The organism is Brevundimonas sp., from assembly GCF_050729455.1.
Lineage (GTDB): Bacteria > Pseudomonadota > Alphaproteobacteria > Caulobacterales > Caulobacteraceae > Brevundimonas.
Genome location: NZ_JBOHLI010000013.1, coordinates 1 through 26303, shown reverse-complemented (window position 1 = coordinate 26303; position 26303 = coordinate 1). Strand labels below are relative to the sequence as shown.

The 26303-nt window shown below is 68.2% G+C and carries 30 protein-coding genes and 1 tRNA gene; 25 read left to right on the top strand and 6 right to left on the bottom strand.

The window, feature by feature from the left end:
• Window positions 1–132: 132 nt before the first annotated feature.
• The 3 genes from gor to mmsB all read left to right on the top strand — a co-directional run bounded on the left by gor (window position 133) and on the right by mmsB (window position 4016).
• Window positions 133–1521: a glutathione-disulfide reductase gene (gene gor, locus ACREEF_RS05150; protein WP_431564536.1), complete on the top strand. Its 1389-nt coding sequence runs from the start codon at window positions 133–135 to the stop codon at window positions 1519–1521.
• A 76-nt stretch (window positions 1522–1597) separates the two neighbouring features.
• Window positions 1598–3034 carry a class I SAM-dependent methyltransferase gene (locus ACREEF_RS05145; protein ID WP_431564535.1) on the top strand — a complete coding sequence of 479 codons (1437 nt, stop codon included), beginning with the start codon at window positions 1598–1600 and terminating at the stop codon, window positions 3032–3034.
• Window positions 3035–3116: 82 nt separating this feature from the next.
• Complete coding sequence (gene mmsB / locus ACREEF_RS05140; protein ID WP_431564534.1) at window positions 3117–4016, top strand: 3-hydroxyisobutyrate dehydrogenase; 900 nt, start codon at window positions 3117–3119, stop codon at window positions 4014–4016.
• Between the two features lie 33 nt (window positions 4017–4049).
• Here the strand turns inward: mmsB and ACREEF_RS05135 are convergent, their stop codons facing one another.
• Complete coding sequence (locus ACREEF_RS05135) at window positions 4050–5138, bottom strand: agmatine deiminase family protein (protein ID WP_431564533.1); 1089 nt, start codon at window positions 5136–5138, stop codon at window positions 4050–4052.
• A gap of 159 nt (window positions 5139–5297) precedes the next feature.
• Here ACREEF_RS05135 and hemA point away from each other — a divergent pair, with 159 nt between their 5' ends.
• From hemA to ACREEF_RS05075, 12 genes are all read left to right on the top strand, one after another.
• A complete protein-coding gene (hemA, locus tag ACREEF_RS05130) occupies window positions 5298–6524 on the top strand; it encodes a 5-aminolevulinate synthase (protein ID WP_431564532.1) in 1227 nt (408 codons plus the stop codon).
• Window positions 6521–6706 (top strand): DUF6898 family protein, encoded by a 186-nt coding sequence (locus tag ACREEF_RS05125; RefSeq protein ID WP_431564531.1) that lies wholly within the window; start codon window positions 6521–6523, stop codon window positions 6704–6706. The genes hemA and ACREEF_RS05125 overlap by 4 nt, the downstream gene beginning before the upstream one ends.
• Window positions 6707–6786: 80 nt before the next feature.
• The gene (gene glyA / locus ACREEF_RS05120) at window positions 6787–8070 is read left to right on the top strand and encodes a serine hydroxymethyltransferase (protein WP_313104090.1); all 1284 of its coding nucleotides are present in this window, start codon (window positions 6787–6789) and stop codon (window positions 8068–8070) included.
• A gap of 12 nt (window positions 8071–8082) precedes the next feature.
• Window positions 8083–8559 (top strand): transcriptional regulator NrdR, encoded by a 477-nt coding sequence (gene nrdR / locus ACREEF_RS05115; RefSeq protein ID WP_431564530.1) that lies wholly within the window; start codon window positions 8083–8085, stop codon window positions 8557–8559.
• Window positions 8559–9185 carry a RibD family protein gene (locus ACREEF_RS05110; protein ID WP_431564529.1) on the top strand — a complete coding sequence of 209 codons (627 nt, stop codon included), beginning with the start codon at window positions 8559–8561 and terminating at the stop codon, window positions 9183–9185. Before nrdR ends, ACREEF_RS05110 begins: the two co-directional genes overlap by 1 nt.
• A gap of 75 nt (window positions 9186–9260) precedes the next feature.
• A complete protein-coding gene (locus ACREEF_RS05105; RefSeq protein WP_431564528.1) occupies window positions 9261–9851 on the top strand; it encodes a riboflavin synthase in 591 nt (196 codons plus the stop codon).
• Window positions 9851–10999 (top strand): 3,4-dihydroxy-2-butanone-4-phosphate synthase, encoded by a 1149-nt coding sequence (gene ribB, locus ACREEF_RS05100; RefSeq protein ID WP_431564527.1) that lies wholly within the window; start codon window positions 9851–9853, stop codon window positions 10997–10999. Before ACREEF_RS05105 ends, ribB begins: the two co-directional genes overlap by 1 nt.
• Entirely contained in the window at window positions 10993–11457 is a 465-nt protein-coding gene (gene ribH, locus ACREEF_RS05095) for a 6,7-dimethyl-8-ribityllumazine synthase (protein WP_431564562.1), read from the top strand. Before ribB ends, ribH begins: the two co-directional genes overlap by 7 nt.
• A gap of 41 nt (window positions 11458–11498) precedes the next feature.
• Window positions 11499–11993, top strand: a complete 495-nt coding sequence (gene nusB / locus ACREEF_RS05090) for a transcription antitermination factor NusB (RefSeq protein WP_431564561.1) — start codon at window positions 11499–11501, stop codon at window positions 11991–11993.
• Entirely contained in the window at window positions 11980–12969 is a 990-nt protein-coding gene (gene thiL, locus ACREEF_RS05085) for a thiamine-phosphate kinase (protein ID WP_431564526.1), read from the top strand. Before nusB ends, thiL begins: the two co-directional genes overlap by 14 nt.
• 41 nt (window positions 12970–13010) lie before the next feature.
• Window positions 13011–13451, top strand: a complete 441-nt coding sequence (locus ACREEF_RS05080; RefSeq protein ID WP_431564525.1) for a hypothetical protein — start codon at window positions 13011–13013, stop codon at window positions 13449–13451.
• 181 nt (window positions 13452–13632) lie between these two features.
• A complete protein-coding gene (locus ACREEF_RS05075) occupies window positions 13633–15783 on the top strand; it encodes a sodium-translocating pyrophosphatase (protein WP_431564524.1) in 2151 nt (716 codons plus the stop codon).
• A 154-nt stretch (window positions 15784–15937) separates the two neighbouring features.
• Here ACREEF_RS05075 and bamE read toward each other — a convergent pair whose 3' ends face one another.
• Window positions 15938–16417 (bottom strand): outer membrane protein assembly factor BamE domain-containing protein, encoded by a 480-nt coding sequence (gene bamE, locus ACREEF_RS05070; RefSeq protein ID WP_431564523.1) that lies wholly within the window; start codon window positions 16415–16417, stop codon window positions 15938–15940.
• Window positions 16418–16504: 87 nt separating this feature from the next.
• Between bamE and ACREEF_RS05065 the strand changes: the two genes are divergently transcribed.
• From ACREEF_RS05065 to ACREEF_RS05035, 7 genes are all read left to right on the top strand, one after another.
• Window positions 16505–17032: a ubiquinol-cytochrome C chaperone family protein gene (locus ACREEF_RS05065; protein WP_431564522.1), complete on the top strand. Its 528-nt coding sequence runs from the start codon at window positions 16505–16507 to the stop codon at window positions 17030–17032.
• Window positions 17029–17562 carry a YceD family protein gene (locus tag ACREEF_RS05060; RefSeq protein ID WP_431564521.1) on the top strand — a complete coding sequence of 178 codons (534 nt, stop codon included), beginning with the start codon at window positions 17029–17031 and terminating at the stop codon, window positions 17560–17562. Before ACREEF_RS05065 ends, ACREEF_RS05060 begins: the two co-directional genes overlap by 4 nt.
• 96 nt (window positions 17563–17658) lie before the next feature.
• Window positions 17659–18732 carry a phosphate acyltransferase PlsX gene (gene plsX, locus ACREEF_RS05055; RefSeq protein ID WP_431564520.1) on the top strand — a complete coding sequence of 358 codons (1074 nt, stop codon included), beginning with the start codon at window positions 17659–17661 and terminating at the stop codon, window positions 18730–18732.
• Window positions 18729–19706 (top strand): beta-ketoacyl-ACP synthase III, encoded by a 978-nt coding sequence (locus ACREEF_RS05050; RefSeq protein ID WP_431564519.1) that lies wholly within the window; start codon window positions 18729–18731, stop codon window positions 19704–19706. The genes plsX and ACREEF_RS05050 overlap by 4 nt, the downstream gene beginning before the upstream one ends.
• Before the next feature lie 71 nt (window positions 19707–19777).
• A complete protein-coding gene (locus ACREEF_RS05045; protein ID WP_354089413.1) occupies window positions 19778–20086 on the top strand; it encodes an integration host factor subunit alpha in 309 nt (102 codons plus the stop codon).
• 5 nt (window positions 20087–20091) lie between these two features.
• A complete protein-coding gene (locus tag ACREEF_RS05040; protein WP_431564518.1) occupies window positions 20092–20508 on the top strand; it encodes a MerR family transcriptional regulator in 417 nt (138 codons plus the stop codon).
• 71 nt (window positions 20509–20579) lie between these two features.
• Window positions 20580–20656, top strand: a tRNA-Pro gene (locus tag ACREEF_RS05035).
• A gap of 93 nt (window positions 20657–20749) precedes the next feature.
• Here ACREEF_RS05035 and ACREEF_RS05030 read toward each other — a convergent pair.
• Together ACREEF_RS05030 and ACREEF_RS05025 are read right to left on the bottom strand one after the other, a co-directional pair.
• Entirely contained in the window at window positions 20750–21388 is a 639-nt protein-coding gene (locus tag ACREEF_RS05030) for an FkbM family methyltransferase (RefSeq protein WP_431564517.1), read from the bottom strand.
• 176 nt (window positions 21389–21564) lie between these two features.
• Complete coding sequence (locus ACREEF_RS05025; protein ID WP_431564516.1) at window positions 21565–22194, bottom strand: helix-turn-helix domain-containing protein; 630 nt, start codon at window positions 22192–22194, stop codon at window positions 21565–21567.
• A 144-nt stretch (window positions 22195–22338) separates the two neighbouring features.
• On the opposite strand from ACREEF_RS05025, the gene ACREEF_RS05020 reads away from it, so the two are divergent.
• On the top strand, window positions 22339–23229 hold the full coding sequence (locus tag ACREEF_RS05020; RefSeq protein ID WP_431564515.1) for a hypothetical protein: 891 nt from the start codon (window positions 22339–22341) through the stop codon (window positions 23227–23229).
• A 3-nt stretch (window positions 23230–23232) separates the two neighbouring features.
• Window positions 23233–23910, top strand: a complete 678-nt coding sequence (locus ACREEF_RS05015; protein WP_431564514.1) for a phosphoribosyltransferase — start codon at window positions 23233–23235, stop codon at window positions 23908–23910.
• Between the two features lie 6 nt (window positions 23911–23916).
• On the opposite strand, the gene ACREEF_RS05010 is transcribed toward ACREEF_RS05015, so the two are convergent.
• Window positions 23917–24555, bottom strand: coding sequence for a dienelactone hydrolase family protein (locus ACREEF_RS05010; RefSeq protein ID WP_431564513.1), 639 nt, complete (start codon window positions 24553–24555; stop codon window positions 23917–23919).
• A 119-nt stretch (window positions 24556–24674) separates the two neighbouring features.
• On the opposite strand from ACREEF_RS05010, the gene ACREEF_RS05005 reads away from it, so the two are divergent.
• The gene (locus ACREEF_RS05005) at window positions 24675–25985 is read left to right on the top strand and encodes an erythromycin esterase family protein (RefSeq protein ID WP_431564512.1); all 1311 of its coding nucleotides are present in this window, start codon (window positions 24675–24677) and stop codon (window positions 25983–25985) included.
• Here ACREEF_RS05005 and ACREEF_RS05000 read toward each other — a convergent pair.
• Window positions 25986–26303: ATP-binding protein (locus tag ACREEF_RS05000; RefSeq protein ID WP_431564511.1), on the bottom strand; the 318-nt coding region annotated here is incomplete at its 5' end.

The window sequence follows — 26303 nt, the reverse complement described above, 5'->3', positions numbered from 1 at the left end:
GCACCCCGGAATTGGTCCCTAACTGACCGGATCGTCACCTGTGTCGGCGTTGTCGAGGGGCTCTCAGCGACGCCTTCATGTCCACCCTGGCGCCCCACGTCGTCTGATCCGCCTGGGGCGCGGAGTTCGCCCATGACCCATTCCTACGACTACGACCTCTTCGTCATCGGCGCCGGATCCGGCGGCGTGCGCGCGGCGCGGCTGACCGCCCTGGGCGGCAAGAAGGTGGCCGTGGCCGAGGAGTACCGGGTCGGCGGCACCTGCGTCATCCGCGGCTGCGTGCCCAAGAAGTTCATGGTCATGGCGTCGGAGGTCAGCCACGCGCTGGAGATCGCCGAGGGCTACGGCTGGTCGTTCGACAACGCCAAATTCGACTGGCCGACCTTCCTGCAGGCCAAGGACGTCGAGATCGCCCGCCTGTCGGGCATCTACGCCGCCAACCTGGGCAAGGCGGGCGTCGATCTGGTCCACGGCCGCGCCGTGATGAAGGACGCCCACACCGTCGAGATCGTCGGAAAAGGCCAGACCTTCACCGCCGAGAAGATCCTGATCGCCACCGGCGGCCGTCCGTGGAAGCCCGAGGACCTGCCGGGCGTTGAGCACGCCATTACGTCTGAAGAAGCCTTCCACCTGCCGGAACTGCCCAAGCGCATCCTGATCGCGGGCGGCGGCTATATCGCGGTCGAGTTCGCGGGCATCTTCGCCGGTCTGGGCGTCGAGACGACCCTGATCTATCGCGGTCCGAACATCCTGCGCGGCTTCGACGACGACGTGCGCGCCCATCTGGCGGGCGAGATCGAGAAGCGCGGCATCAAGGTCATCCTGGGCTGCCAGCACACCTCGATCGAGAAGACCGACAGCGGTCTGGTCAGCCGTCTCGGCAACGGCATGACGCTGGAGCATGACGTGATCATGTTCGCCACCGGCCGCGTCCCCTACGTCAAGGGACTGGGCCTTGAGAACGCAGGCGTCGAGCTGAACGACGAGGGCGCCATCGCCGTCGATCCCTATTCGAAGACCTCGGTCGACAATATCTGGGCCATCGGCGACGTGACCGACCGGATGAACCTGACCCCGGTCGCCATCCGCGAGGCCGTCTCCTTCCACGAGACGGTCTACAGGAACAACCCGCAGCACTTCGACTATGAAGCCGTCGCCACCGCCGTCTTCAGCCAGCCGCCGGTCGGCGTCGTCGGCCTGAGCGAGCATGATGCGCGCCGCGCCTGCCCGAACGGCGTCGACGTCTATGTGACCCGCTTCCGCCCGATGAAGTACGCCTTCACCGGCTCGGACGAGCGGGTGCTGATGAAGCTGGTGGTCGACGCCGACAGCCAGCGCGTCGTCGGCTGCCACATCGTCGGCCCGGAAAGCCCGGAGATGATCCAGCTGGCCGCCATCGCCGTGAAGGCGGGCCTGACCAAGGCCCAGTGGGACGCCACCTGCGCCGTCCACCCGACCATGGCCGAGGAACTGGTGACGCTGAAGGAGAAGCAGTCCCCGGCGTCGATGGCTGCGGGCTGATCCTGCGGGAAAGGGCGGCTTGCCAGTCGCCCTTTCCACGCGCCTTATGCGGCCCAGCTTTCCCGGAGGTCGCCCCATGAAGTCCCGTCTTCTCGCCGCCGCCCTGTCGGTCCTGCTGGTCGCCGCCGCTTCGTCGGTCCTGGCCCAGACCGCCCCGCCTGCTGAGTTGGTGCAAAGCGCCGTCGCCGACCCCCTGCGTCCCGCCGAGGAGGTCGCCCGCGATCCGCTGCGTCATCCGGCCGAGATGCTGGCCTTCGCCCAGCTTCAGCCGGGCCAGCGCGTCGCCGACATCCGGCCCGGCGCGGGCTACTTCACCCGCCTGTTCGCGCGGGTGGTCGGCGAGGACGGTCACGTCTACGCCTTTGTGCCCAACCGCACCGCCGAGCGCGAGAACCCCCGCGCCGACGCCCTGGTCGCCGCCTATCCCAACGTCAGCCGCGTCAACGGCGACCTGGACGCCATGAGCTTCGATCAGCCGCTGGACGTGGTCTTTATGAGCCAGGAATACCACGACTTCCACATCCCCCGTTTCGGCGTGGACGTGGCCAAGATGAACGAGGCGATCTTCAAGGCGCTGAAGCCCGGCGGCCTGTTCGTGGTCATCGACCATCAGGCCGCGCCCGGCGCCGGCAATACGGTGGTGGAGACCCTGCACCGCATAGAGGGCGCGCAGCTGCGCAAGGAAGTCGAGGCCGCCGGCTTCGTCTTCGACGGCGAGACCTCGGCCGTCGCCAATCCGGCCGACGACCACAGCCTGAACGTCTTTGACGAGGCCATTCGCGGCAAGACCGACCAGTTCGTCTATCGCTTCAGAAAGCCGGCCGTCCCCCTGACCGCCGCCGAGGTCTATGAGACCGCCCTGTCCAGTCCCATCCGCACGAGCGCCGACGTCGCCCGCGATCAGGCCCGCCACGCCGCCGACACCCTGGCCTTCGCCGAGGTCAAGCCGGGTCAGAAGATCGGCGACATGATCATCGGCGGCGGCTATTTCACCCGCCTGTTCGCCGCCGCCGTCGGACCTGACGGCCATGTCGTCGCCTGGCAACCGGCCGAGTTCATCGGTTTCCAGGCCAGCTATGCCGAGGCCCTGGCCGCCGCCGCCTCCCTCGACAACGCCGACGCCATCAGCTCGCCCATCGGCGCGCCGGACTGGCCCGAGGGGCTGGACCTGATCTTCACGGCCCAGAACTATCACGACCTGCACCTGAAGGCCTTCGCCGAGGACACGGCGGCCCGGGTCAACGCCGCCGCCTTCAAGGCGCTGAAGCCGGGCGGTCTCTATGTCATCATCGACCATGCCGCGGCGTCGGGGGCCGGGCCGTACACGCCTGAAACCCTGCACCGCATCGACGTGGATCAGGTCCGGCGCGAGGTCGAGGCGGCGGGCTTCGTGCTGGACGGCGCCAGCGATCTTCTGGTGCGCACCGACGACCCGCTGACCGCCAATGTCTTCGACCCGTCCATTCGCGGCCAAACGAGCCAGTTCATGCTGCGGTTCAGAAAACCGGCTTGAGCCGAAACTGTCGAACAGGTGACTGGCGAAGCGGCCGGGGAGGGGCTAACCCTGCCCCAAAATCCATAAGGGAAACGCTCAGATGACTCGCATCGCCTTCATCGGTCTCGGCAACATGGGCGGCGGCATGGCCGCCAATCAGGCCAAGGCCGGGCATGATGTCGCCGCCTTCGACCTGTCGCCCGCCGCGCTGGAACGCGCCGCCGAGGCCGGGTGCCGCACGGTCGCCTCGGTCGCCGAGGCGGTGAAGGACGCCGAGGTGGTCATCACCATGCTGCCCGCCGGGCCGCACGTTCTGAGCGTCTATTCCGAACAGATCATCGGCGCCGCCCCGTCCAGCGCCTTGCTGCTGGACTGCTCGACCATCGACGTCGACACGGCGCGCAAGGTCGCCGGTCTGGCCAGGGAGGCGGGCTACGCCTTCGCCGACGCCCCTGTCTCGGGCGGCACCGCCGCCGCCGACGCCGGCACCCTGGCCTTCATGGTCGGCTGCGACGAGGCCGACTTCGCCCGCGTCGAGCCGGCGCTGGACCCGATGAGCCGTATCACCATCCGCGCCGGCGACCACGGCGCGGGCCAGGCGGCCAAGATCTGCAACAATATGCTGCTCGGCATCTCCATGGTCGGCACCTGCGAGGCTATCGCCCTGGCGGAGAAGCTGGGCCTGGAGCCGGAACGCTTCTTCGAGATCGCCTCCAAGTCCTCAGGCCAGTGCTGGAGCGTCAGCAACTACTACCCCTGGGCCGGTCCGGTCCCGACCGCCCCGTCGAACCGCGACTACGAAGGCGGCTTCGCCACCGCCATGATGCTGAAGGATCTGAAGCTGGCCCAGGACGCCGCCGCCAAGGCGGGCGCCACGACCCCGCTGGGCGCCCAGGCCGAGGCCCTCTACGCCCTGTTCAACGGCCTCGGCTACGGCGGCAAGGACTTCTCCGCCATGGTGCAGATGCTGCGCGGGCGGCTGGATACGCTGGCTCAATAGCCAGCCATCCGCGGCGCGGCCTGACCGTTCAGGTCAGGCCGGCTGCTGCTGCGTGGCGCAGTGGATGCCGCCGCCCGAGGCGCCCAGGGCGTCAATGTTCAGCTGCACCACCTCGCGGCCCGGATAGAGCGACGCCAGAATCTCGCGTGCCTCGGCGTCGGCCCGGCGGTCGCCGAACTGCGGCGCGATCACCGCGCCGTTGCAGACGTAGTAGTTGACGTAGCTGGAGACGAAGTCGTCTCCAGTCCCGCGAATGTCGATCGGTTCCGGCAGGCGGGCGATCTCCAGCGGACGCCCGCGCGCGTCCGTCGCCTGTTGCAGAATGCCCAAGGTTTCGTGCGCCGCGACCGACCAGGGGTCCTCGGGGTCCATCTCGTCGTCGATCTGGATCAGCACCCGTCCCGGTCCGGTGAAGCGGGCCAGGGAGTCGATGTGATAGTCGGTGATGTCCGCGTCCTTGACCCCTGGCGCCCAGATCATCTTGGTTGCGCCGATCGCAACGCCCAGCCGTTCGGCGATCTCGTCCTCGGTCAGGCCGGGATTGCGGTTGTCGTTCACCCAGCAGCTGGCGTGGGCCATCATGGTCCCGGCGCCGTCGTGCTCCAGTCCGCCCTGTTCCCCGATCACGCCGCTGTCGATCAGCGGCAGGTTCAGGCGTTCAGCCACGCGCGCGGCGATCCGCCCGTCTTTGCGGTGGCGCTGCTTGTTCCCCCAGCCGTTGAAGCGGATGTGGGCGACGGCCAGGCCGCCGTCGGCGTCCTTGACGAAGGTCGGCCCGCTGTCGCGGCACCACAGATCGTCGGTGGGAATGTCCCAGAACTCGACCGCCGTGCTGAACCGCGCGCGATCCAGCCCCCGCGCGCCGGGCGCCGCCATCATGGCCACCGGCTCGTATTCGCTGATGGCGTTGGCGATGGCGACGATGTCGGCCTGAACGGCGGCCAGATCGCGGGCGCCATAGACGTCGACGCTGACCGGCCATTGCATCAGGGTCCGCACATGGGGCGCGCTTTCCAGCGGCATTTCATAACGCGAGGCGGAGGGGGCGGTCGGCGCGGCGCAACCGGTTGTTCCGGCCCCGAGGGCGGCGAGTCCGGTCTGGATCAGGTGGCGTCTGTTCATGCGGCGGGAAACTAGACGCTCGATACATGTGGTCAAGCCGAAGTGAGAACCGTTATCATTTAAGGGGTTGTGACGTTTTGTCCGGCTCTCGACATGGACAAGGCCGGGCAGCGGGCGCAATTAGACGCGGAAAGCTGTATAAGCGAAAGAACTGCCGTCTTGTTCGACTATAAGTCCGCCTTTCAAAACTCGGTAGAGCAGGTCCGCAGCGAGGGGCGCTATCGCGTCTTCGCCGACCTGAAGCGCGTGCGCGGCCAGTTCCCGCAGGCGGTGCGCCGCCGCGAGGACGGCTCCGAGCAGGACGTCGTGGTCTGGTGCTCCAACGACTATCTGGGCATGGGCCAGCATCCGGTGGTGCTGGAGGCCATGAAGGCCGAGATCGACGCCGTGGGCGCCGGGGCCGGCGGCACGCGCAACATCTCGGGCACCACCCGCTCGGCGGTGGACCTGGAAGCCGAGCTGGCCAGCTGGCACCAGAAGGAAGCGGCCCTGCTGTTCACCTCGGGCTATGTGGCCAATGAGGCGACGCTGTCGACCTTGCAGAAGATCCTGCCGGGCCTGATCATCTTCTCCGACGCGCTGAACCACGCCTCGATGATCGAGGGCATCCGCCACGGCGGCGGCCCGCGCCACATCTTCCGCCACAACGACCTCGCGCACCTCGAGGAACTGCTGGCCGCCGCCCCCGTCGACGCGCCTAAGCTGGTCGCCTTCGAGAGCGTCTATTCGATGGACGGCGACATCGCCGACATCGCCGGCACCATCGCCCTGGCCAGGAAATACGGCGCCATGACCTATCTGGACGAAGTCCACGCGGTCGGCCTGTACGGCGCAACCGGCGCGGGCGTGGCCGAGCGCGACGGCGTGCTGGACGGCATCGACATCGTCGAATGCACCCTGGGCAAGGCCATCGGCGTCATGGGCGGCTATATCGCCGCCGACGCGGTCATCGTCGATGCGGTCCGCAGCTGGGCCTCGGGCTTCATCTTCACCACCAGCCTGCCGCCCGCCCTGACCGCCGGCGCCCTGGCCTCGGTGCGCCACCTGAAGGCCCACCCGGAACTGCGCGTCGCCCATCAGGAGCGCGCCGAGACCCTGAAGCGTCGCCTGCTCGAGGCCGGCATCCCGGTCCTGCCCAGCGTCAGCCACATCGTCCCGGTGCACGTCGGCAACCCGATCCACTGCAAGCTGATCTCGGACATGCTGCTGGAAGAGCACGGCATCTACGTCCAGCCGATCAACTATCCGACCGTGCCCAAGGGGACCGAGCGTCTGCGCTTCACCCCGTCGCCGAACCATGACGACGGCATGATCGACAAGCTGGTCGACGCGATGGACAAGCTGTTCTCGCACTGCAACGTGGCGCGCCGTCCGGTCGCCGCATGACGACCGACCCCGAACTCGGCGAAATCATCGTCGAGTTCGTCCGCAACGGCGCCTATCTGAAGTGTTCTGCGATCCACACGGCCACGGGCGTCGAGGTCTCCGCCATGGGCCCGGCGCTGGAGCCGCGCGCGGTCGAACGCGTGGCGATCGCCAAGCTGAAGCGGGCGTTGTCGCAGCGCTGACCCCCTAGATGTTGTGGTGTCGGGCGACGCGGCCTAGATAGGAGCGCCGTTTCCGCCCTCAGCCTTCGGGATGCCCGCCAGTGACCGCCTTCACCCACGACTCGTACTTCTCCAAGAGCCTCGCCGACGCCGATCCGGCGATCTTCAAGGGCATCCAGGGCGAACTGGGCCGCCAGAAGGAGCAGATCGAGCTGATCGCTTCTGAAAACATCGTCTCGCAGGCGGTGCTGGACGCGCAAGGGTCCGTCCTGACCAACAAGTACGCCGAGGGCTATCCGGGCCGTCGCTACTATGGCGGCTGCGAGTTCGTGGACGTCACCGAGGACCTGGCCCGCGAGCGCGCCAAGGAGCTGTTCGGCGCCGCCTTCGCCAACGTCCAGCCCCACTCGGGCGCCCAGGCCAACCAGGCCGTCTTCTTCACCCTGCTGCAGCCCGGCGACACCTTCCTGGGCATGGATCTGGCCTGCGGCGGTCACCTGACGCACGGTTCGCCCGCCAACCAGTCGGGCAAGTGGTTCCGCCCCGTGACCTACAAGGTCCGCGAAGACACGCACCTGATCGACTATGACCACGTCGCCGAAATGGCCCAGAAGGAGAAGCCCAAGCTGATCCTGGCCGGCGCCTCGGCCTATTCGCGCCACATCGACTTCAAGCGCTTCCGCGAGATCGCGGATTCGGTCGGCGCCTATCTGATGGTCGACATGGCCCACTACGCCGGCCTGATCGCCGGCGGCGTCTATCCCGACCCGATCCCGCACGCCCACGTCGTCACCACCACGACGCACAAGACCCTGCGCGGCCCGCGCGGAGGCATGATCCTGTCCAACGACGCGGACCTGGGCAAGAAGATCAACTCGGCCGTCTTCCCCGGCCTGCAGGGCGGCCCGCTGGAGCACGTCATCGCCGCCAAGGCCGTGGCCTTCGGCGAGGCGCTGAAGCCCGAGTTCAAGGGCTACGCCCAGCAGGTCGTCAAGAACGCCCAGGCCCTGGCCGGCGTCCTGGTCGAGCGCGGCCTGGCCATCGTCTCGGGCGGCACCGACAGCCACCTGATGCTGGTCGACCTGCGTCCCAAGGGCGTGACCGGCAAGGCCACCGAGCATGAGCTCGAGAAGGCCCTGATGACCTGCAACAAGAACGGCGTGCCGTTCGACACCGCGCCCTTCACCGTCACCTCGGGCGTTCGTCTGGGCACCCCGGCCGGCACCACGCGCGGCTTCGGCGAGGAAGAGTTCAAGCAGATCGGCCACTGGATCGCCGACGTCGTCTCGTCGATGAACGGCGGCGACGAAGCCGATCCGGCCGTCGTCGCGGGCGTCGCCGCCCAGGTGCGCGAACTGACCGCCCGCTTCCCGATCTACCGCTAAGAGACCGACTGGATGAAGTGCCCCTTCTGCGGAAACCCGGACACTCAGGTGAAGGACAGCCGCCCGTCTGACGACGGCGCGGCCATCCGCCGCCGCCGGTCCTGCCCGCAGTGCAACGGGCGCTTCACCACCTTCGAGCGGGTGCAGCTGCGCGAACTGGTCATCCTGAAACGGAACGGCCGCCGCACCCCCTTCGACCGCGACAAGCTGGAGCGCTCGCTGGGCATCGCCCTGAGGAAACGTCCCGTGCAGCCCGATCAGGTCGAGCTGCTGGTCAGCCGCATCGTGCGCCAGCTGGAAAGCCTGGGCGAGACCGAGATCCCGTCCAGCATCGTCGGCGACTTCATCATGAAGGCGCTGAAGTCGGTCGATGAGGTCGCCTACGTCCGCTACGCCTCGGTCTACAAGGACTTCCGCCACACCGGCGACTTCGCCAAATTCCTCGGCGACGAGGGCTTCGACGAGACCAAGCCCGACGACCCGCGCTGATGCGCCCGCGCGTCACCCTGAAGCTGGCGACGTCGCTGGACGCGCGCATCGCTACGGCCGATGGCGAAAGCCAGTGGATTACCGGCCCCGAAGCCCGTCAGCAGGGGCACCGTCTGCGCGCAAGCCATGACGCCATCCTGGTCGGCGTCGAGACTGTGCTGGCCGACGATCCCGAACTGACCGTGCGCCTGCCCGACTACGCCGGAGCGCATCCGCTGCGCGTGGTCCTCGACAGCCGCCTGCGCACCCCCGCGACGGCCAAGGTCGCCAGCGGACACACCCTGATCCTGACGACGGCGTCCGCCCATCCCGTCGGTCAGGCCCAGGTTGTGGCGGTCGCCGCCGAGGACGGCCGCCCCGCCATCGCCGCCGTGCTGGAGGCCCTGACTGCGCGCGGCGTCGGCTCCTTGCTGATCGAGGGCGGGGGCCGTGTCGCCGCCTCCTTCCTTCGGGCGGGTGTGGTGGACGCCATCGAGTGGTTCCGCGCCCCGATCCTGCTGGGCGGGGAGGGGCGGCCCTGCGTCGCCTCCCTGGCGCTTGCAAAGCTGGCCGACGCCCCCAAGTTCCGTCGTCTGGGCGTCGAGCCTGTCGGAGACGACCTGTGGGAACGCTACGCGCGAGCGTGACGCCTCTTCGGTCGATTTCAGACGAATTAGACTAATTAGACTCTGTTTTTTGGGTCCGAAGGGACCGGAGCTTTCATGTTCACCGGCATCGTCACCGACATCGGCCGCGTCCGCAGCGTCCGCCAAACCGACCGCGACCGTCGCTATGAGATCGAGACCGTGTGGGACACGGCCAGCATCGACCTGGGGGCCTCGATCAGCCACGCGGGCTGCTGCCTGACCGTCACGGAAAAGGGCGAGGGCTGGTTCGCGGTCGAGGTCTCGGGCGAGACCCTGTCCAAGACCAAGCTCGGCGACTGGGCCGAGAACACCCGCGTCAACCTGGAGCGCGCCGCTCGGTTGGGCGACGAACTGGGCGGCCATATCGTCTCGGGCCACGTCGACGGTCTGGGCGAGGTCGTCTCCATCACGCCGGAAGGCGGATCGCACCGCATCGTGGTCGAGGCGCCGGCTCCGTTGCACCGATTTATCGCGCCGAAGGGCTCAATCACCGTCGATGGGGTTTCCCTGACGGTGAATGGGGTGCAAGAGCGCCGCTTCGACTTGAACATCATTCCGCATACGTGGGATGCGACCACGCTCGGCGGCCTGAAGGTCGGCGACAAGGTCAACCTGGAGATCGACATGCTGGCGCGCTACCTCGCGCGGTGGCAGGAGACGGCGTGATGCCAATGGAACGTGGAATGCTGGCGGCGAACATGAACGACAGCCCGATCAGTCCGATCGAGGACATTCTCGAGGACGCCCGCAACGGCCGTCCCTACATCCTGGTTGACGCCGAGGATCGCGAGAACGAAGGCGACATCGTCATTCCGGCCCAGTTCGCGACGCCGGATCAGATCAACTTCATGATCCGCCACGCGCGCGGTCTGGTCTGCCTGGCCGTGACTGGCGACCGCGCTCGGCAATTGCGCCTGCCGCCGATGGCTGCCGACAACCGCGAGAGCATGAAGACCGCCTTCACCGTCTCGATCGAGGCCAAGGAAGGCGTGACCACGGGCATCTCCGCCGCAGACCGTTCGCACACCATTCAGGTCGCGACCGACCCGACGCGCGGCGTGGATGATATTGTCTCGCCTGGCCACATCTTCCCGCTGGTCGCGCGTGACGGCGGTGTTCTGGTCCGCGCGGGCCATACCGAGGCGGCCGTCGACATCAGCCGCATGGCCGGTCTGAACCCGTCCGGGGTGATCTGCGAGATCATCAAGGACGACGGCGAGATGGCGCGGATGCCCGACCTGATCGCCTTCGCCCAGCTGCACGGGCTGAAGATCGGCACCATCGCCGACCTGATCGCCTATCGTCGCCGCACCGAGCGCTTTGTTGAGCGCGTGCTGGAGACGCCGTTCGAGAGCGTCCACGGCGGGCCGTTCAAGCTGATCCTCTATCGCAACACCATCGAGGGCGCCGAACACATCGCCCTGGTGCGCGGCGACATCGACCCGACCAGGCCGACCGTCGTGCGGATGCACCAGATCGACTTCGCCGCCGACCTGCTGGGCCATGTCGAGGCCCGTCAGGACTATATTCCGAAGGCGATGCAGGCGCTGACCGCCAATGACGGTCCCGGCGTCGTCGTCTTCCTGCGTGACCCGGGCCTGCACGGCCTGGCCGAGCGCCTTGGGGGCGCCAACAAGCCCGCCGCCGTGGATCGTTCGCTGAAGGCCTATGGCGTCGGCGCCCAGATTCTGCTCGACCTCGGCGTCAAAGACATGATCGTGATGAGCTCGACGCGGCCCAATCCGACGGCGCTTGAGGGCTACGGCCTGCGCATCGTGGGCTGGCGCGATATGGACGGAGAAGACCAATCCTGAACGACCCCACCCGCGTCCTGATCGTTGAGGCACGCTATTACGACGATCTGGCCGACGCCCTTCTTGAAGGGGCCAAGGACGCCCTGCGCGCGCAAGGCGTGCAGTTCGACGTCGTCACCGTGCCCGGCGCCCTGGAGGTTCCGACCGCCATCGCCATGGCCGAGGAGGCCGGACGCTTTCCGACCGCGCCCCGCTATGACGGCTATGTCGCCCTGGGCTGCGTGATCCGCGGCGAGACCTATCACTTCGAGATCGTTTCGGATCAGTCGGCGGCCGGCATCATGCAACTGGGCCTCAGGGGCTTGGCCATCGGCAACGGCATCCTGACGACCGAGGACGAGGAACAGACCTGGGCCCGCGCCCGTCTGAGCGAAGGCGACAAGGGCGGCGGCGCGGCACGCGCCTGTCTGGATCTGATCGCGCTGCGCAAGCGCCTGCGCGGAGGACTGGCCTCGTGACCGAGCCGACCAACCCCACCCCGGCGACCGTCGCCGAAGTCATGGCCCAGCTGGCCGAGGCCGACAAAGCCCGCGCCGAGCCGCAACTGACCTCGCGTCAGCGCCGCGCCCGCACGGTCGCCCGTCTGGCCGCCGTCCAGGCCCTGTATCAGATGGAGCTGGCGGGCGAGGGCGTGGACGTCATCGTCAAGGAATTCCGCGATCACCGCTTCGACGCCGACATCGACGGCGCGCCCCTGGCCGAGGCCGACGAGGACTGGTTCTCCGAGGTCGTCCACGGCGTGGTCGAGCACCAGCGCGGCATCGACGAGGCGGTCAAGGCGCGCCTGGCCTCCAACTGGCGGCTGGAACGTCTGGACGCCACCCTGCGCGCCTTGCTGCGCTGCGGCGCCTGGGAACTGAAGTCCAAGCCCGACGTGCCGCGTGAAATCGTGATCGACGAGTATGTCGAGCTGGCCAAGGCCTTCTTCGACGAGGCCGAAGCCAAATTCGTGAACGCGGCGCTCGACGGCGTGGCGCGCGATGCCCGCGATTGACGTCGCCGGCGAATTCGAGACCATCCAGCGGCTTCTGAAGCCGCTGGCTCACCCGGAATGGGCGAGGGGGCTGGCCGACGATGTGGCCGTGCTGCCCTCGCGTCCAGGGCATGATCTGGTTTTGACCAAGGACGCCATCATCGAGGGCGTCCACTTCCTGCCCGACGACCCTCTGGAAACGGTGGCGCAGAAGCTGCTGCGCGTGAACCTGTCCGATCTGGCCGCCAAGGGGGCCGAGCCCTTCGGCTATCTGCTGGCCTGCCACTGGTCCGAACGCTGCGGCTGGCCCGAGCGCGAGGCCTTCGTCGCCGGGCTGAGGCGCGATCAGGCCATCTTCGACATCGCCTTGCTGGGCGGCGACACGGTCAAGACGCCGGGACCGGCCAGCTTCTCGGCCACCATGCTGGGCTGGGCACCGGCCTCATCGACGGTCAGCCGGGGCGGAGCCCGGCCGGGCGATCTGGTCTTCGTCACCGGCACCATCGGCGACGGCTGGCTGGGACTGCAGGCGGCGCAAGGCGCCCTGTCGCTGGAGCCGGAGCGCATGGACGCGCTGGAGGCCGCCTATCGCACCCCCATGCCGCGCGTCGAGTTCGCCTCGGTTGTGCGCGGCCTGGCCACCGCCAGCGCCGACGTGTCCGACGGCCTTCTGGCCGATGCGGGCCATATCGCGGAGGCCAGCCGGGTCGGCATCGAACTGGATCTGGAGGTCCTGCCCCTGTCGGCGGCGGCCCAGGCCTGGCTGGACAGTCGCGTGGACGCGCAAGGCGCGCTGGAACTGCTGGCCACGGGCGGCGACGACTATGAGATCGTCCTGACCATCCCGGCCGGCGCCGAGAACGCCCTGCGCCGCGAGGCCGAACGCCGTCACCTGCGTCTGACCCGCGTCGGCCGGGTGGTGGAGGGCAAGGGCGTGATCGCGCGCCATCTGGGGCAAGAGATCGTCCCGACCCGCACCGGCTGGACCCACGACTAGGCTGCAACGGAATCCTAACCGGGGCAGGGCAGGGTGGCGCCATGCAACGTCGCGCCCTGATCCAGGCTGGAGCCGTCCTGACCGCCTCTATGGCCGCCGCCGCCGTCGCGGGATCGGCCCGCGCGTCGGAGAAGGCTGCGCCGCCCGCCGCCGCCTTCGTCAACATGACGGGCGTCGGTCTGCCGGTCATCACCGAGGGCCGGGTGCGCAACTACGTCTTCATCGTGCTGAAACTGCACCTCGGGCCGGGCCATACGGTCGAGGCGGTGCGGGCCAAGGAAGCCTATCTGCGCGACGCTCTGATTCGCGCCGGACACCGCACGCCCTTTGTCCTGCCGGACACCTGGGTGGCGCTGGATACGGCGGCGCTGAGCGCCAGTCTGATCCGCTCGGCTTCGAGCCTGATCGGGCGCGGCGCGGTGGCTCGCGTCGAGGTCGTCAGCCAGACGCCGCGCCGTCGTACCGGGATGCAGGGTGTCTGAAGTCAGGCCTGAGAAACCGCTGTTGCGTCACCTCTTCGCATTTGACACAGTTAAGCCGCAATTCCCGGGGGACGTGAGGTTGCGTCCGTAGGCGCACGGGGGGACCGGAAGGCGGAGAGAGGCGAAACGCCCGCCCGCGCCAAGGATCCGTGTGCTCGTTGCACAAGGGCTTGGAAACGCCATGATGAATTACGTTTGGCTGGCCATCGCGGCCGGCGCGCTGGGGGTGCTTTACGGCGCCGTCCAGACCGCCGTCCTGATGAAGGCCGGCACGGGTAACGACAGGATGCGAGAGATCGCCGCGGCGATCCAGGAAGGGGCGTCGGCCTATCTGAAGCGTCAGTACACAACGATTGGTATGGTGGGGGTCGTGATCTTGGTCGCGGCCTTTTTGCTTATCGGGCCCTGGGCTGCGCTCGGGTTCCTGATCGGGGCGGTGCTGTCCGGCGCGGCCGGGTTCGCCGGGATGCTGATCTCGGTGCGGGCCAATGTGCGCACGGCCCAGGCGGCGTCTGAAAGCCTGGCCAAGGGGCTGGACCTGGCCTTCCGCTCGGGCGCCATCACGGGGATGTTCGTGGCCGGCGGCGCGCTTCTGGGCGTGTCGGGCTACTACGCCTTCATGACGCAAGGCATGGGCTTTGAAAGCACCAGCCGCGCGGTCGTCGACGGCCTGGTGGCCCTCGGCTTCGGCGCCTCGCTGATCTCCATCTTCGCGCGACTGGGCGGCGGCATCTTCACCAAGGGCGCCGACGTGGGCGGCGACATGGTGGGCAAGGTCGAGGCCGGCATCCCTGAGGACGATCCCCGCAACGCCGCCACCATCGCCGACAACGTGGGCGACAACGTCGGCGACTGCGCCGGCATGGCCGCCGACCTGTTCGAGACCTATGCCGTCACGACCGTGGCGACCATGGTGCTGGCGGCCATCTTCTTCCGCAATCAGCCCTATGTCGAAGTGATGATGCTGCTGCCCCTGGCGATCTGCGGCATCTGCATCGTGACCTCGATCATCGGCTCCTTCTTCGTCCGTCTGGGCAAGGGCGGCAACATCATGGGGGCCCTGTATCAGGGCCTGATCGTGACGGGCGTCCTGTCGGTCGTGGCGGTCTGGTGGGTCATCAATCAACTGGTGCCCGGCGCCGTCGAGACGTCCGGCGGGCTGCTGATCCAGCCCATGAACCTGTTCTGGTCCGGCGTCGTCGGCCTGCTGGTCACGGCGGGCATCGTGGTCATCACCGAGTTCTACACCGGCACGGCCTTCCGGCCGGTGAGATCGGTGGCTAACGCCTCGGTTTCGGGTCACGGCACCAATGTGATCCAGGGGCTGGCCGTGTCGCTGGAATCGACGGCCCTGCCGGCTCTGACCATCATCGTCGGCATCGTCGCGGCCTTCCAACTGGCGGGCCTGTTCGGCATTGCCATCGCCACCACGACCATGCTGGGCGTGGCGGGGATGATTGTGGCGCTGGACGCCTTTGGGCCGGTCACAGACAATGCGGGCGGCATCGCCGAGATGGCGGGCCTGCCGCCGGAGGTCCGTGTCTCGACCGATGCCCTGGACGCGGTGGGCAACACCACCAAGGCCGTGACCAAGGGCTACGCCATCGGTTCGGCGGGCCTGGGCGCGCTGGTCCTGTTCGCCGCCTATGTGGAAGACCTGAAGCACTTCTCGGCCGAAGCGACGCCGGGCAGCTTCTTCCATGGGATGGGGGCGGTCGCGTTTGACCTGTCCAACCCCTACGTCGTGGTCGGCCTGCTGTTCGGGGGGGCCTTGCCCTTCCTGTTCGGCGGCATGTCGATGACGGCGGTGGGACGCGCCGCCGAGGCCGTCGTGGCCGAGGTGCGCCGCCAGTTCCGTGAGAACCCCGGCATCATGACCTTCCAGACCAAGCCCGAATACGGCCGGGCCGTGGACATTCTGACCAGCGCGGCCATCCGCGAGATGATCGTGCCCAGCCTGTTGCCCGTGCTGTCGCCGATTGTCCTGTTCGTCGTGGTGCTGTTCATCCAGCCGGACAAGGCCAACGCCTTCGCCGCCCTGGGGGCCATGCTGATGGGGGTGATCGTGACCGGCCTGTTCGTGGCCATCTCGATGACCTCGGGCGGTGGGGCTTGGGACAACGCCAAGAAGCTGATCGAGGAAGGCTTCACCGACAAGAACGGCATGACCCACGGCAAGGGATCCGAAGCGCACAAGGCCGCCGTCACTGGCGACACCGTGGGCGACCCCTACAAGGACACCTCCGGTCCGGCGGTGAACCCGATGATCAAGATCACCAACATCGTGGCGCTGCTGCTGCTGGCGGTGCTGGCCAGCGGGAAGATCGTCTAGGGGCCTCGCAAGCCCGAAACGAAGAACGCCCCGGAGAGCGATCTCCGGGGCGTTTTTTCTTTCTTGGGGGCCTATGCTCGCCGTGCGGCGGCTCGCGACTTGAGGCCCAAGGGCAGCCTATGCTTGCGACGCGGTCGCTCGCGGCTTGAGGCCTTTAATCCGGGCGGCGCTGGCCGGGGACGTCTTCCTCGGTGCGCGGCAGCTGGCCCTGGCCGACGGTGCCGAGCAGTTGTTCCATGATCGACAGTTGGCGGCCGCGGGTCGGGGTCTCACGCCGTTCCATGGTGATCTGGCGACCATCTTCCAGACCCAGGGTGCGGACGGTGGCGACCTTGTCGTCGGCCTTGTCGAAGGTGATTTCCGTCACCGTGCGCTGCGACACCTGCGGCTTGTTGTAGGTGTAACGCTCGGTCGTCTGGGTCAGATAGTACCAGACGGTGTCAGGCTCGAACGTCGAGGTCGTCGAGGGCGAACCCAGACGCGCCAGAACCGTTTCCTTGGTGTCAGTGCCGGCCACGACGTCCTGGGGCTTGGCGTCGATCGCCTGAAAGCCTTGGGTGGCGACAACAGGCGCACAGGCGCCGGCTGCAGCGGCCAACGAAATGGCGGCGAAGATCGGTGTAATTCGGGGCATCAGCGTCCGCCTCAGCATAACAAGGTCTTTGACCTAACCGGCGCTGCGTCCTAGTGCAACGGCGCGGCGAAAAAGGGGCTGTTGCTCATGCTTAGAAATCTCTTCCGACAACGACCCGACGAGCGCCAGGGCGACGCCCTGTATGCTCTGGCCGTCGCACAGGCTCGACAGCCGGCCTTTTACACCACCCTTGGCGTGGCCGACCGGATCGACGCGCGGTTCGAGCTCTACACCCTGCACGTGCTGATTCTGTTCCTGCGGCTCAAGCAGGACGGCGAGCGCGGCGAGGTCGCGGCCCAGAAGCTGTTCGACACCTATATTTCGTCGCTGGACAACACCCTGCGCGAACTGGGCGTCGGCGACGTGTCCGTCGGCAAGAAGATGCGCAAGCTGGGCGAGTCCCTGTATGGCCGCATGAACGCCTATGAAGGCCCGCTGCGCGCCGAGGACGTCGAGGCCCTGGCTTCGTCCCTGGCCAAGAACGTTTATGAAAGCGCTGACATTGAGGCCGGGCGCGCGCTGGCGCGTTACGCCGTGACGTCGCGTCAGAATCTGGCGACGCAGTCGTTTGAAACCGTGTCCAGCGCTCCGGCCTGGGCGGAGATCGCCGCATGAACGACGCCCCTCCCTTGCCTTACAGCGAACCGCTGAGGCTGCATCAGATCGGCGCCGGCGTGCAGCGCCGTCTCACGCCGGATGCGGAAACGTGCAAACGCGTGGCCCGCGCCCTGGACCTTCAGGCGCTGGAGGCGTTCGAGGTCGAGATCAATCTGGCGCCGACGGTGTCTGGCTGGCGGATGGAGGGGCGGGTCGTCGCTGACGCCGTCCAGACCTGTGGCCTGACGCTGGAGCCCTTGCCGGTTCACGTGGACCGGAAATTCTCGATCCAGATGGTCGAGGCGACCGAGCGCGAGGGCGAGGAGGACGGCGAGATCGACCTGGAGCTGGATGACGATTCGGCGGATCAGATCGAAGGCGGCAGCCTCGACCTGGGTCAGTACGCCGTCGAGCAACTGACGCTGAGCCTCGATCCCTTCCCGCGCAAGCCGGGCGCGGTGTTCGAGCAACCCAAGGAACCCGGCGAAATCTCGCCCTTCGCCGTGCTGAAGACCCTGCGTCCCAAGGACGGTTCCGACGAAGGTTGACCTGACGTCGGCCTGGTAGCATCCCAAGGATGCGACATTTGCGTCCTGCATCCCTATATGAAGCCGCGACAAGACGGCGACGGAGTCCATTTCCACTTGGCATCCCCAACACTGATCTCGCTCGACGCCATGGGGGGAGACCACGGTCCCTCGGTCGTGGTCGGCGGCGTGAAGGACTACCTCTCGCGGCATGGCGGCGAGGGCGTGCGTTTCCTGCTGCATGGCGACGAGGCGGCGATTCGCGCCGAGATGACGCGCTGCGGCCTGACCAATGCTGAATGCGACGTCCGCCACACCGACAAGGTCGTGGCCATGGACGAAAAGCCGGCCCAGGCCATGCGTCGGGGCAAGGGCTCCAGCCTGTGGAACGCCGTTGAGGCCGTGAAGACGGGCGAGGCCAAGGCCGCCGTCTCCGCCGGCAACACCGGCGCCCTGATGGCCATTTCCAAACTGATCCTGCGGATGGCGGCGCCGGGGCTGGAGCGCCCGGCCATCGTCGCCAGCTGGCCGACCCTGCGCGGCTATACGGCGGTGCTGGACGTCGGCGCTAATATCGGCAGCGACGCCAAGCAGTTGATCGAATTCGCCATCATGGGCGAGGCCTTCCAGGCGGCCGTGCACGGCGTGGCCAAGCCGACGGTCGGCCTGCTGAACGTCGGCTCCGAGGACATGAAGGGCCATGACGAGGTGCGCGAGGCCCACGCCATCCTGCGCGAAGGCGGCATCCCGCTGGCCTATCACGGCTTCGTCGAGGGCGACGATATCGCCAAGGGCACGGTGGACGTGGTCGTCACCGACGGCTTCACCGGCAATATCGCCCTGAAGACAGCCGAGGGCACGGCGCGATTCATCTCCAGTCTGTTGAAAGAGGCGTTGACCTCCGGCCCCCTCGCCAAGCTGGGCGCCCTGATCGCCATGCCGGCGCTGAAGCGGATGGCGGCCCGGATCGACCCCAACGCCATCAACGGCGGACCTCTGCTGGGCCTCAACGGAATCGTCGTGAAAAGCCACGGCGGCGCCACGCCGCGCGGCTATGGAAACGCCATCCGCATCGCCGTCGATCTGGCGCGTAGTGATTACATGGCCAAGGTCGGGGCCAACCTGGGACGGCTCGCCGCCCTGGAGCAGCCCGCGCCCGCCGCCGACAACCTCGGGGAGACCCACCAGTGAGCGTCATCCGCAGCGCCGTGACCGGCGTCGGTTCCTTCCTGCCGGAGAAGGTCGTCACCAACGCCGACCTGGTCAAGTTCGTCGACACGTCTGACGAGTGGATCGTCGAGCGCACCGGCATTCATCAGCGCCATCAGGCCCGCGACGACGAACCGACCAGCGATCTGGCCGTCGAGGCCGCGCGCCGCGCCCTGGCCGACGCGGGCAAGACGGCGGCCGACGTCGACCTGATCATCGTCGCCACCACCACCCCGGACCAGACCTTCCCCGCGACCGCCGCCATCGTGCAGCGCAAGCTGGGCGCGCCGGTCGGTATCGCCTTCGACGTCCAGGCGGTCTGCTCGGGCTTCGTCTATGCGATGAGCGTGGCCGACGGCTTCGTCGCGCGCGGCATGGCCAAATGCGCCCTGGTCATCGGCGCCGAGGAAATGACCAAGCTGATGGACTGGAGCGACCGGACCACCTGCGTCCTGTTCGGCGACGGCGCCGGCGCCTTTGTCATCGAGCCGCGCGAAGGGCAGGGGACCAAGGCCGATCAGGGCGTGCTGGGCTTCGCCCTGCGCTGCGACGGCTCCAAGGCCGATATGCTCTATGTCGACGGCGGCCCGGCCACGACCGGCACGGTCGGTAACCTGAAGATGCTGGGCAATCAGGTCTTCCGCCACGCCGTGGTCAACATTTCCGAGGCCATCGTCGGCGCGGCTGAGGCGGCGGGCGTCTCGATCCCCGAGATCGACTGGTTCGTGCCGCACCAGGCCAACCAGCGCATCATCAAGGGCGTGGGCGAACGCCTGGGCCTGGACGAGGACAAGGTGATCTCGACCGTCGCGCTCCACGCCAACACCTCGGCGGCGTCCATCCCGCTGGCCATGGACGCGGCCATCAAGGATGGGCGCATCAAGCGCGGCGATCTGGTGCTGATCGAGGCCATGGGCGGCGGTCTGACCTGGGGCGCCTGCGCCTTCCGTCTCTGATTTGCATTCAGGGCTTTGATTCGGGGCGACTTTGCCCTTCTATGCGTGCGGATTGGCAGCGGAGAGACGCAGTGACGGGACAACAAACCCTGACCCGGGCGGATTTGTGCGAGGCGGTGCATGAGGAGGTGGGGCTTTCCCGCCAGGAGTGCTCCGGTCTGGTCGAGCGCACGCTCGAACTGGTCGTCGAATCGCTTGAGCGCGGCGAGACGGTGAAACTGTCCGGCTTTGGCGTTTTCCAGGTGCGCGAAAAGCGCGCCCGCATGGGCCGCAACCCCAAGACCGGCGAACCGGCGGCGATCAACCCGCGCCGGGTCATCAGCTTCCGCGCCTCGCAGATCATGAAGAGCCGGGTCCACGACGCCGTCGTCGAGGACTGATCACGGTGGCCAAAAGCCCCAACGCCTTCCGCACCATTTCCGAGGCCGCCGACGAAGTCGGCGCGCCCCAGCACGTCCTGCGCTTCTGGGAGACGAAGTTCGACTTCATCGCCCCGGTGAAGCGCGCGGGCGGCCGTCGTTTCTATCGGCCCGAGGACGTCACCGTCCTGAAGGGCGTGCGTCGATTGCTGCATGACGAGGGGCTGACGATTCGCGGCGTCCAGCGTCTGCATAAAGAGCAGGGGCTGGCTCGCCTGGCCGCCTATGGCGATCCGACGACCGTGTTGGAGATTGACGCCGACGTGGAACGCGAACCCGTCGCCGCCATTGCGGCCCAGCCATTCGAGGCCGCGCGCCTGGGCGCCGTTTTGGCCGACCTGGAGTCGGCCAAGGCGCGTCTGGAAGCTGTTCTGCAGCGCTGAGGCGAACTTGTTGTTCGAAGAGCGTTTTAGCGTTTGCGGACTGCGGAATCGCCGTCTATACGGAGCGCCTTCGGAGCGTGGCGCAGCCTGGTAGCGCACTTGACTGGGGGTCAAGGGGTCGCAGGTTCGAATCCTGTCGCTCCGACCATTCAACCTTTGAGTTGTTTGGATTTTGACGGGCGGCTCTGCTTCACGCAGGCCGCCCGTTTCGCTTTCTGGTCGCTGGGCTTCGGCTAGTCGCTCACTCGAACACATACACCCGGTCGCCGCCGGGCTTCTCCTTGGGCGTCATGCCGAGAGCGATCAGGAAGGCGGCGGCCTTGCGGGCGTTCTCTGCGTCCAGTTCGTCGCCCGGACGCGGCTTTTCCTCGATCAATACGACGGGGCGGCATCGCCGCAGCGTCTGCTCCGCGCCTTTGAGCGCCAGATACTCGGCCCCCTGGATGTCGAGTTTCATGAGGTCGACATGATCGAAATCGAAGCTGTCGATGGTGCGAACCTGGACGTGGATGGCCCTCTCCCCGGTCGGCATCTTGCTGGTGGGCGTAGCCACTTCGGGGTGATTGGCGATAAAGGACCCGCCTGAGCCCTTTACGAGCTGCTGCATGATCAGTTCTCCGGCCTTGTCCGCGACGGCGAAGGGCTGGACCACGACATTGTCGGGAACGTTTCGCGCCAGGCATTCCCGGATGCCCGGGATCGGCTCAAAACTGACGACCTCGTCGAAACGCATGGCGAAGGCGCGGGCGAAAATGCCGATATTGCCGCCGATATCGAGCGCCCGGCCCCAATTCTTGACGTAACCGAAGGCGGCTTCGCGGCCCGGCGACTGATAGCTCGCGAGATCCGGCATGAGCCAGTGCTGCTCGCCATCCGGCAACCAGAAATCTTCGTGTTTGAACAACGGCCTCTCCTTGTTTCCGAGGCGAGCCTAAAGTGAGGACATTCCGATAGCTACAGCCCAATTGACCGAACTGCTCAGGCTTGGTTGTCGCGTTCGGCTTGTACGGTGCATCTGGAAGGGGAGGCATCGTGCCCATCGACCGGGGCAGCGTCTCAGCGGGCGGCCAGCCGCTCCAGCGCCGGGGTCTTCAGGATGCGGAAGTCGCGGCAGGTCGGGAGGGCGACCAGGCCGTCGTTCTGGAACTGGCCCAGGACGCGCGACACCGTCTCCATGGCCAGGCCGAGGTAGTCGGCCATGTCCTGGCGGCTCATGGGCAGGGAGGCGTCGTTCGAGCGGGCGCGGGCGGCGATGTCGAGCAGGAAGCTGGCCATCTTCTCGCAGGCGGTGCGGCGGCCCAGCATGGCCAGATGGTCCTGGGCGCGCGCTAGCTCGGCCAGCGCCGCCTGGGTCAGGACGTTCTCGTCCGGCAGCGCCGCGCCGCGCGGGATCGCCGCCACCTCGGTCGGACACAGGGCCTCGGCCGAGAAGCGATGATCCTCGCCGGGTTCGAGGCCGAACAGGTCGCCGGGATAGTAGAAGGCGCCGATCTGACGCCGCCCTTCAAGGGAATAGCGGAGGGTCCGCACCGCGCCGGATATCACCGCATAGACGGAATGGGCCTGGTCGCCCTCGACATAGACAGGTTCGTCGGCAGCGTAGCTCAGCTTGACGCCAGGCCGGCGGTCCAGACGCGGACCGAGCCGAAACGTCGCGACGCAGAGCAGAGGGGGAGCGTCCATCATCAGCCTCGCAGTCCCCGGCTCCCGTCATATGGGCGCACAGGGCGGATCGCCGCAAGATCGAAATTCGGGCCACGTCCTTGACGGACGTCAACCGGCCTTCGGCGGCGGCGTGCGATGCTTGCTTTTGGACCGCAAGGCGAGGCCATGAACGACGGGCTGAAACTGATCGTCGCCCTGGCCGGCGGCGTCGAGAATGACCATGACGAAGCCTTGGACTTCGCTGCTGAACTGTGCGCTCGCCACGGCGCTTGGGCGCGGGTGGTTTCGACCTATGGCGACGCGGCGGCGGACCTGATCGCCATGGGCCGGTCGCTGGGCACCCGGCGGGCGTCCGAAGCGATCGCCGTGATCGAACACGCCGAGGACGAACGGCGGACCCGTATCGAAGCCGTGGCGCGGCGCGCCGCCGCCTCGCGGGGCGTCTCCTTCAGCGAGGACGAGGATGAGGCGGGCGACAGGGGGGCACCGCGCATGGCCATGGCCAGGCATGATTACCGCCCTCCGGCCGCCGCCGCGCGCGCGACGGCCCTGGCCGATCTGGTGATCCTGGGGCAGGGCGGGCTGGACCACGCCGATCCACGCGGCGAGGTGCTGGGCCAGGCCCTGTTGCAGCAATTGACGCCGATCCTGATCGCGCGGGGCGAGCCGTCCGCCCTGACCGGCCCGGCGGCGATCGCCTGGGACGGCGGGGCGCAGGCCGGACGAGCCGTGCGCGCGGCCCTGCCGCTGCTGGCCGAGGCGTCCGAGGTGGTGATCCTGCAAAGCCCTCGGGGACTGGACCTGATGGCCGCCGACCCCGACGCGCGGCGGCTTCAGACCTATCTGGCCCTGCACGGGATCGTGCGGACCTCGGCCTCGCAGGTCGACGGCGACCGCGAAGGCGAGGCCCTGGCCGCCGCCGCCCGGTCGCGGGGCGCGGGGCTGCTGGTGGCGGGCGCCTATGGCCGGTCGCGGTTGCGCGAGGTCGTCTTCGGCGGTGCGACGCGCAGCTTCCTGGCCGACCGCGACGGTCCGTCCCTGCTGCTGGCGCACTGAGACATGGACTGGCGCCCGACCCTGTTCGAGGACCGCGCCGACGCGGGGCGGCGGCTGGCCGATGTGCTGGTGGCGCTGAAGACGCGCGACCCGGTGATCTACGCCCTGCCCCGGGGCGGGGCGCCGGTGGCGTTCGAGGTTGCGCGGCGCCTGGACGCGCCCCTGGACCTGGCCCTGGTGCGCAAGATCGGCGCGCCGGGCAATCCCGAGCTGGCGCTGGCGGCGGTGATCGACGGCGACCATCCCCACACCGTGGTCAATGAGGAGGTGCGGCGTCTGACCGGGGCCGACGCGGCCTATCTGGAGCGGGCGCAGGCGCGCGAACTGGCCGAGATCGAACGCCGCCGCGACCTCTATTTTCGCGGCCGGTCCCGGCCCGACCCCAGAGGGCGGACGGCGATCATCGTCGATGACGGCCTGGCCACGGGCGCCACGGCGCGGGCCGCCGTTCTGGGCCTGCGCGGGCAGGGCGCGGCGAGGGTGATCCTGGCGGTGCCGGTCGCGCCGCCCGACGCCGCCGACGCTCTGCGCGAGGAGGTGGACGCCTTCGTTTGCCTGGCCGAGCCCGCGTCCTTCCACAGCGTCAGCCAGGCCTACGCCGATTTTCATCAACTGGAGGACGAGGAGGTGCTGGACCTGATGGACCGCGCCGCGTCCTTCGGCGCCGCCCGCCGGAGTTAGGCCGGATCAGCGCAGGTGGTCGCCGAACCAGACGGCGGCCAGCCGGATCACTTCATCCAGCGCGCCCGGCTCCTCGAACAGATGCGTCGCGCCGGGAATGACCGCCATCTCGGCCGGGCCAGCAATCTGCTGCTGCGCCTCGCGGTTCCACGTCAGCACGGGTTCGTCGTCGCCGCCGACGATCAACAGGGTCGGGACCGTGACGCGCGGCAGGGCTTCGTCCGCCAGATCGGGCCGCCCTCCGCGCGAGACGACGGCGGCGACGGCGGCGGGCCGTTCCGCCGCGGCCTTGAGGGCGGCGGCGGCGCCGGTGCTGGACCCGAACAGGCCCAGCGGCAGGTTCGCTAGATCGGGTCTGGTCTTGGCCCAGTCGACGGTCTGGACCAGTCGTTCGGCCAGCAGGTCGATGTCGAAGACGTTGGCGCGGTCGCGCGCCTCCTCCTCGGTCAGCAGGTCGAACAGCAGGGTGGCCATGCCCCCCGCGACCAGCGCCTCGGCGACCTGGCGGTTGCGCGGGCTGAACCGGCTGGAACCGCTGCCGTGAGCGAAGACCACCAGGCCGCGCGGCCGGGCCGGCGCGCGAAGGTCGCCGGCCAGATCCAGCGGCGGGATCAGCACGGATTCGGCGAACGGATTCGCGGACATGGGCGGCCTCGAGAGCAGGTCGGCGCGGCCGACGGCAGGACGGGAGGCTAGGGACGCGCGCGCCCTCGGCATTGACGGGCGTCAAGGCGGGACGAGGAAAGGCGGCTCAAAATAACGACATGACCACGCCCCCTCTGTTCCGGATCGAGGATGTCGCGGCCTTGGTGCGGCGGCGTTCCCGGCCCCTGCCGCCCATCGACGACGAGGATTTCGCCGCCGCCTTCGACCATTTCGGGCAGGCCCGCGTCGTCTTGCTGGGCGAGGGCACCCATGGCACCCGCGAATTCTATCGCGCGCGGGCGGCGATCACCCGGCGGCTGATCGACCGGCACGGTTTCCGCATCGTGGCCGTCGAGGGCGACTGGCCCGACGTGGCCGAGCTGGACCGCTTCGTCCGCAATCGCGGCGTCTGGGGCCAGAAGGACAGTTTCCCCAACTTCCCGCGCTGGATGTGGCGCAACGCCGAGTTCGCCGCCTTCGTGCGCGAACTGCGGGCCTGGAACCTGGAACGGCCAGCGGTAGACCGCGCCGAGCTACGCGGGCTGGACGTTTACAGCCTGTCGCAGTCGCGCAGCGAGGTGCTGGCCTATCTGGACCGGGTCGATCCCGAGGCGGCGGGCGAGGCACGGCGGCGTTACGGTTGTCTGACGCCCTATCTGGACCAGCCCCAGGGCTATGGCGCGGCGGCGCGCCTGGGGGTGGTGGACTGCGAGGACGTGGTGGTGGCCCAACTGGTCAGCCTGATGCAGCACCAGCTGAGCTACAGCCGTCAGGACGGCGAGGACTATCTGGACGCGACGCAGAACGCGCGGGTGGTCCGGGCGGCCGAGGGCTATTACCGCGCCATGTATCGCGGCTCGGTCGAGAGCTGGAACCTGCGCGACAGTCATATGTTCGAGACGCTGGCCTATCTGCTGCAGGCGCGCGGGCAGGGAGCAAAGGCCGTCGTCTGGGCGCACAATTCGCATCTGGGCGACGCCTCGGCCACGGCGATGGGCGCGGCGGGTGAATACAATCTCGGCCAGCTGTGCCGCGAAGCCTTCGACCGCGACTGCGTCGCCATCGGCTTCGGCACCGACCGGGGCCGGGTCGCGGCGGCCGACGACTGGGGCGGGGCGGTGCGCTTCAAACAGGTGCTGCCGTCGCGCCGCGACAGTTGGGAGCATATTTTCCAGCAGGCCGGACTGGGCCGGTCCCTGACCGACTGGAGCGCCGACCCCGGCCTGGCCGAGGCGTTGGCCGAGGTCCGGCTGGAGCGCGCCATCGGCGTGATCTACCGGCCCGAAACCGAGCGCAGCAGCCACTATTTCGACGCGCGCCTGTCGGCCCAGTTCGACGCCTTCGTCTGGTTCGAGGAGACCGGGGCGGTGACGCCCGTGGCGGGCGAGCCGCCGGAGGGAGCGCCCGACATCTATCCGTTCGGCCTCTGATCAGGCGGCGGCGTGGCGGGCGGGGCGGGCCGATAAGGTCGGGCCGGGAATCTGCACCTCGAACCGCGTGCCGGGGTCGAGGGGGGTGATGACGAGGCCGCCGCCCGTCTCGCGCGCCATTCGCGTGATCAGCGACAGGCCGAACCCGGCGACCGCCTCGGGATGGGCCGCGTCGGGAAAGCCGACGCCGTCGTCGCTGACGGCCAGGCGGCAGCCGTCGGCCGTCGGCTCCAGCAGGACGTGAACGGTCCCGCCGTGATCGCCCAGTCCGTGCTCATAGGCGTTGCCGACCAGTTCGGCGGCGATCAGGCCCAGGGC

What these genes read in the sequence shown, in the direction of transcription:
- gor (WP_431564536.1), top strand. Translation starts at nt 133, where the DNA reads ATGACCCATTCCTACGACTACGACCTCTTCGTCATCGGCGCCGGATCC.
- ACREEF_RS05145 (WP_431564535.1), top strand. Translation starts at nt 1,598, where the DNA reads ATGAAGTCCCGTCTTCTCGCCGCCGCCCTGTCGGTCCTGCTGGTCGCC.
- mmsB (WP_431564534.1), top strand. Translation starts at nt 3,117, where the DNA reads ATGACTCGCATCGCCTTCATCGGTCTCGGCAACATGGGCGGCGGCATG.
- ACREEF_RS05135 (WP_431564533.1), bottom strand. Translation starts at nt 5,138, where the DNA reads ATGAACAGACGCCACCTGATCCAGACCGGACTCGCCGCCCTCGGGGCC.
- ACREEF_RS05125 (WP_431564531.1), top strand. Translation starts at nt 6,521, where the DNA reads ATGACGACCGACCCCGAACTCGGCGAAATCATCGTCGAGTTCGTCCGC.
- nrdR (WP_431564530.1), top strand. Translation starts at nt 8,083, where the DNA reads ATGAAGTGCCCCTTCTGCGGAAACCCGGACACTCAGGTGAAGGACAGC.
- ACREEF_RS05110 (WP_431564529.1), top strand. Translation starts at nt 8,559, where the DNA reads ATGCGCCCGCGCGTCACCCTGAAGCTGGCGACGTCGCTGGACGCGCGC.
- ACREEF_RS05105 (WP_431564528.1), top strand. Translation starts at nt 9,261, where the DNA reads ATGTTCACCGGCATCGTCACCGACATCGGCCGCGTCCGCAGCGTCCGC.
- ribB (WP_431564527.1), top strand. Translation starts at nt 9,851, where the DNA reads ATGCCAATGGAACGTGGAATGCTGGCGGCGAACATGAACGACAGCCCG.
- nusB (WP_431564561.1), top strand. Translation starts at nt 11,499, where the DNA reads ATGGCCCAGCTGGCCGAGGCCGACAAAGCCCGCGCCGAGCCGCAACTG.
- thiL (WP_431564526.1), top strand. Translation starts at nt 11,980, where the DNA reads ATGCCCGCGATTGACGTCGCCGGCGAATTCGAGACCATCCAGCGGCTT.
- ACREEF_RS05080 (WP_431564525.1), top strand. Translation starts at nt 13,011, where the DNA reads ATGCAACGTCGCGCCCTGATCCAGGCTGGAGCCGTCCTGACCGCCTCT.
- ACREEF_RS05075 (WP_431564524.1), top strand. Translation starts at nt 13,633, where the DNA reads ATGATGAATTACGTTTGGCTGGCCATCGCGGCCGGCGCGCTGGGGGTG.
- bamE (WP_431564523.1), bottom strand. Translation starts at nt 16,417, where the DNA reads ATGCCCCGAATTACACCGATCTTCGCCGCCATTTCGTTGGCCGCTGCA.
- ACREEF_RS05065 (WP_431564522.1), top strand. Translation starts at nt 16,505, where the DNA reads ATGCTTAGAAATCTCTTCCGACAACGACCCGACGAGCGCCAGGGCGAC.
- ACREEF_RS05060 (WP_431564521.1), top strand. Translation starts at nt 17,029, where the DNA reads ATGAACGACGCCCCTCCCTTGCCTTACAGCGAACCGCTGAGGCTGCAT.
- ACREEF_RS05025 (WP_431564516.1), bottom strand. Translation starts at nt 22,194, where the DNA reads ATGATGGACGCTCCCCCTCTGCTCTGCGTCGCGACGTTTCGGCTCGGT.
- ACREEF_RS05020 (WP_431564515.1), top strand. Translation starts at nt 22,339, where the DNA reads ATGAACGACGGGCTGAAACTGATCGTCGCCCTGGCCGGCGGCGTCGAG.
- ACREEF_RS05015 (WP_431564514.1), top strand. Translation starts at nt 23,233, where the DNA reads ATGGACTGGCGCCCGACCCTGTTCGAGGACCGCGCCGACGCGGGGCGG.
- ACREEF_RS05010 (WP_431564513.1), bottom strand. Translation starts at nt 24,555, where the DNA reads ATGTCCGCGAATCCGTTCGCCGAATCCGTGCTGATCCCGCCGCTGGAT.
- ACREEF_RS05005 (WP_431564512.1), top strand. Translation starts at nt 24,675, where the DNA reads ATGACCACGCCCCCTCTGTTCCGGATCGAGGATGTCGCGGCCTTGGTG.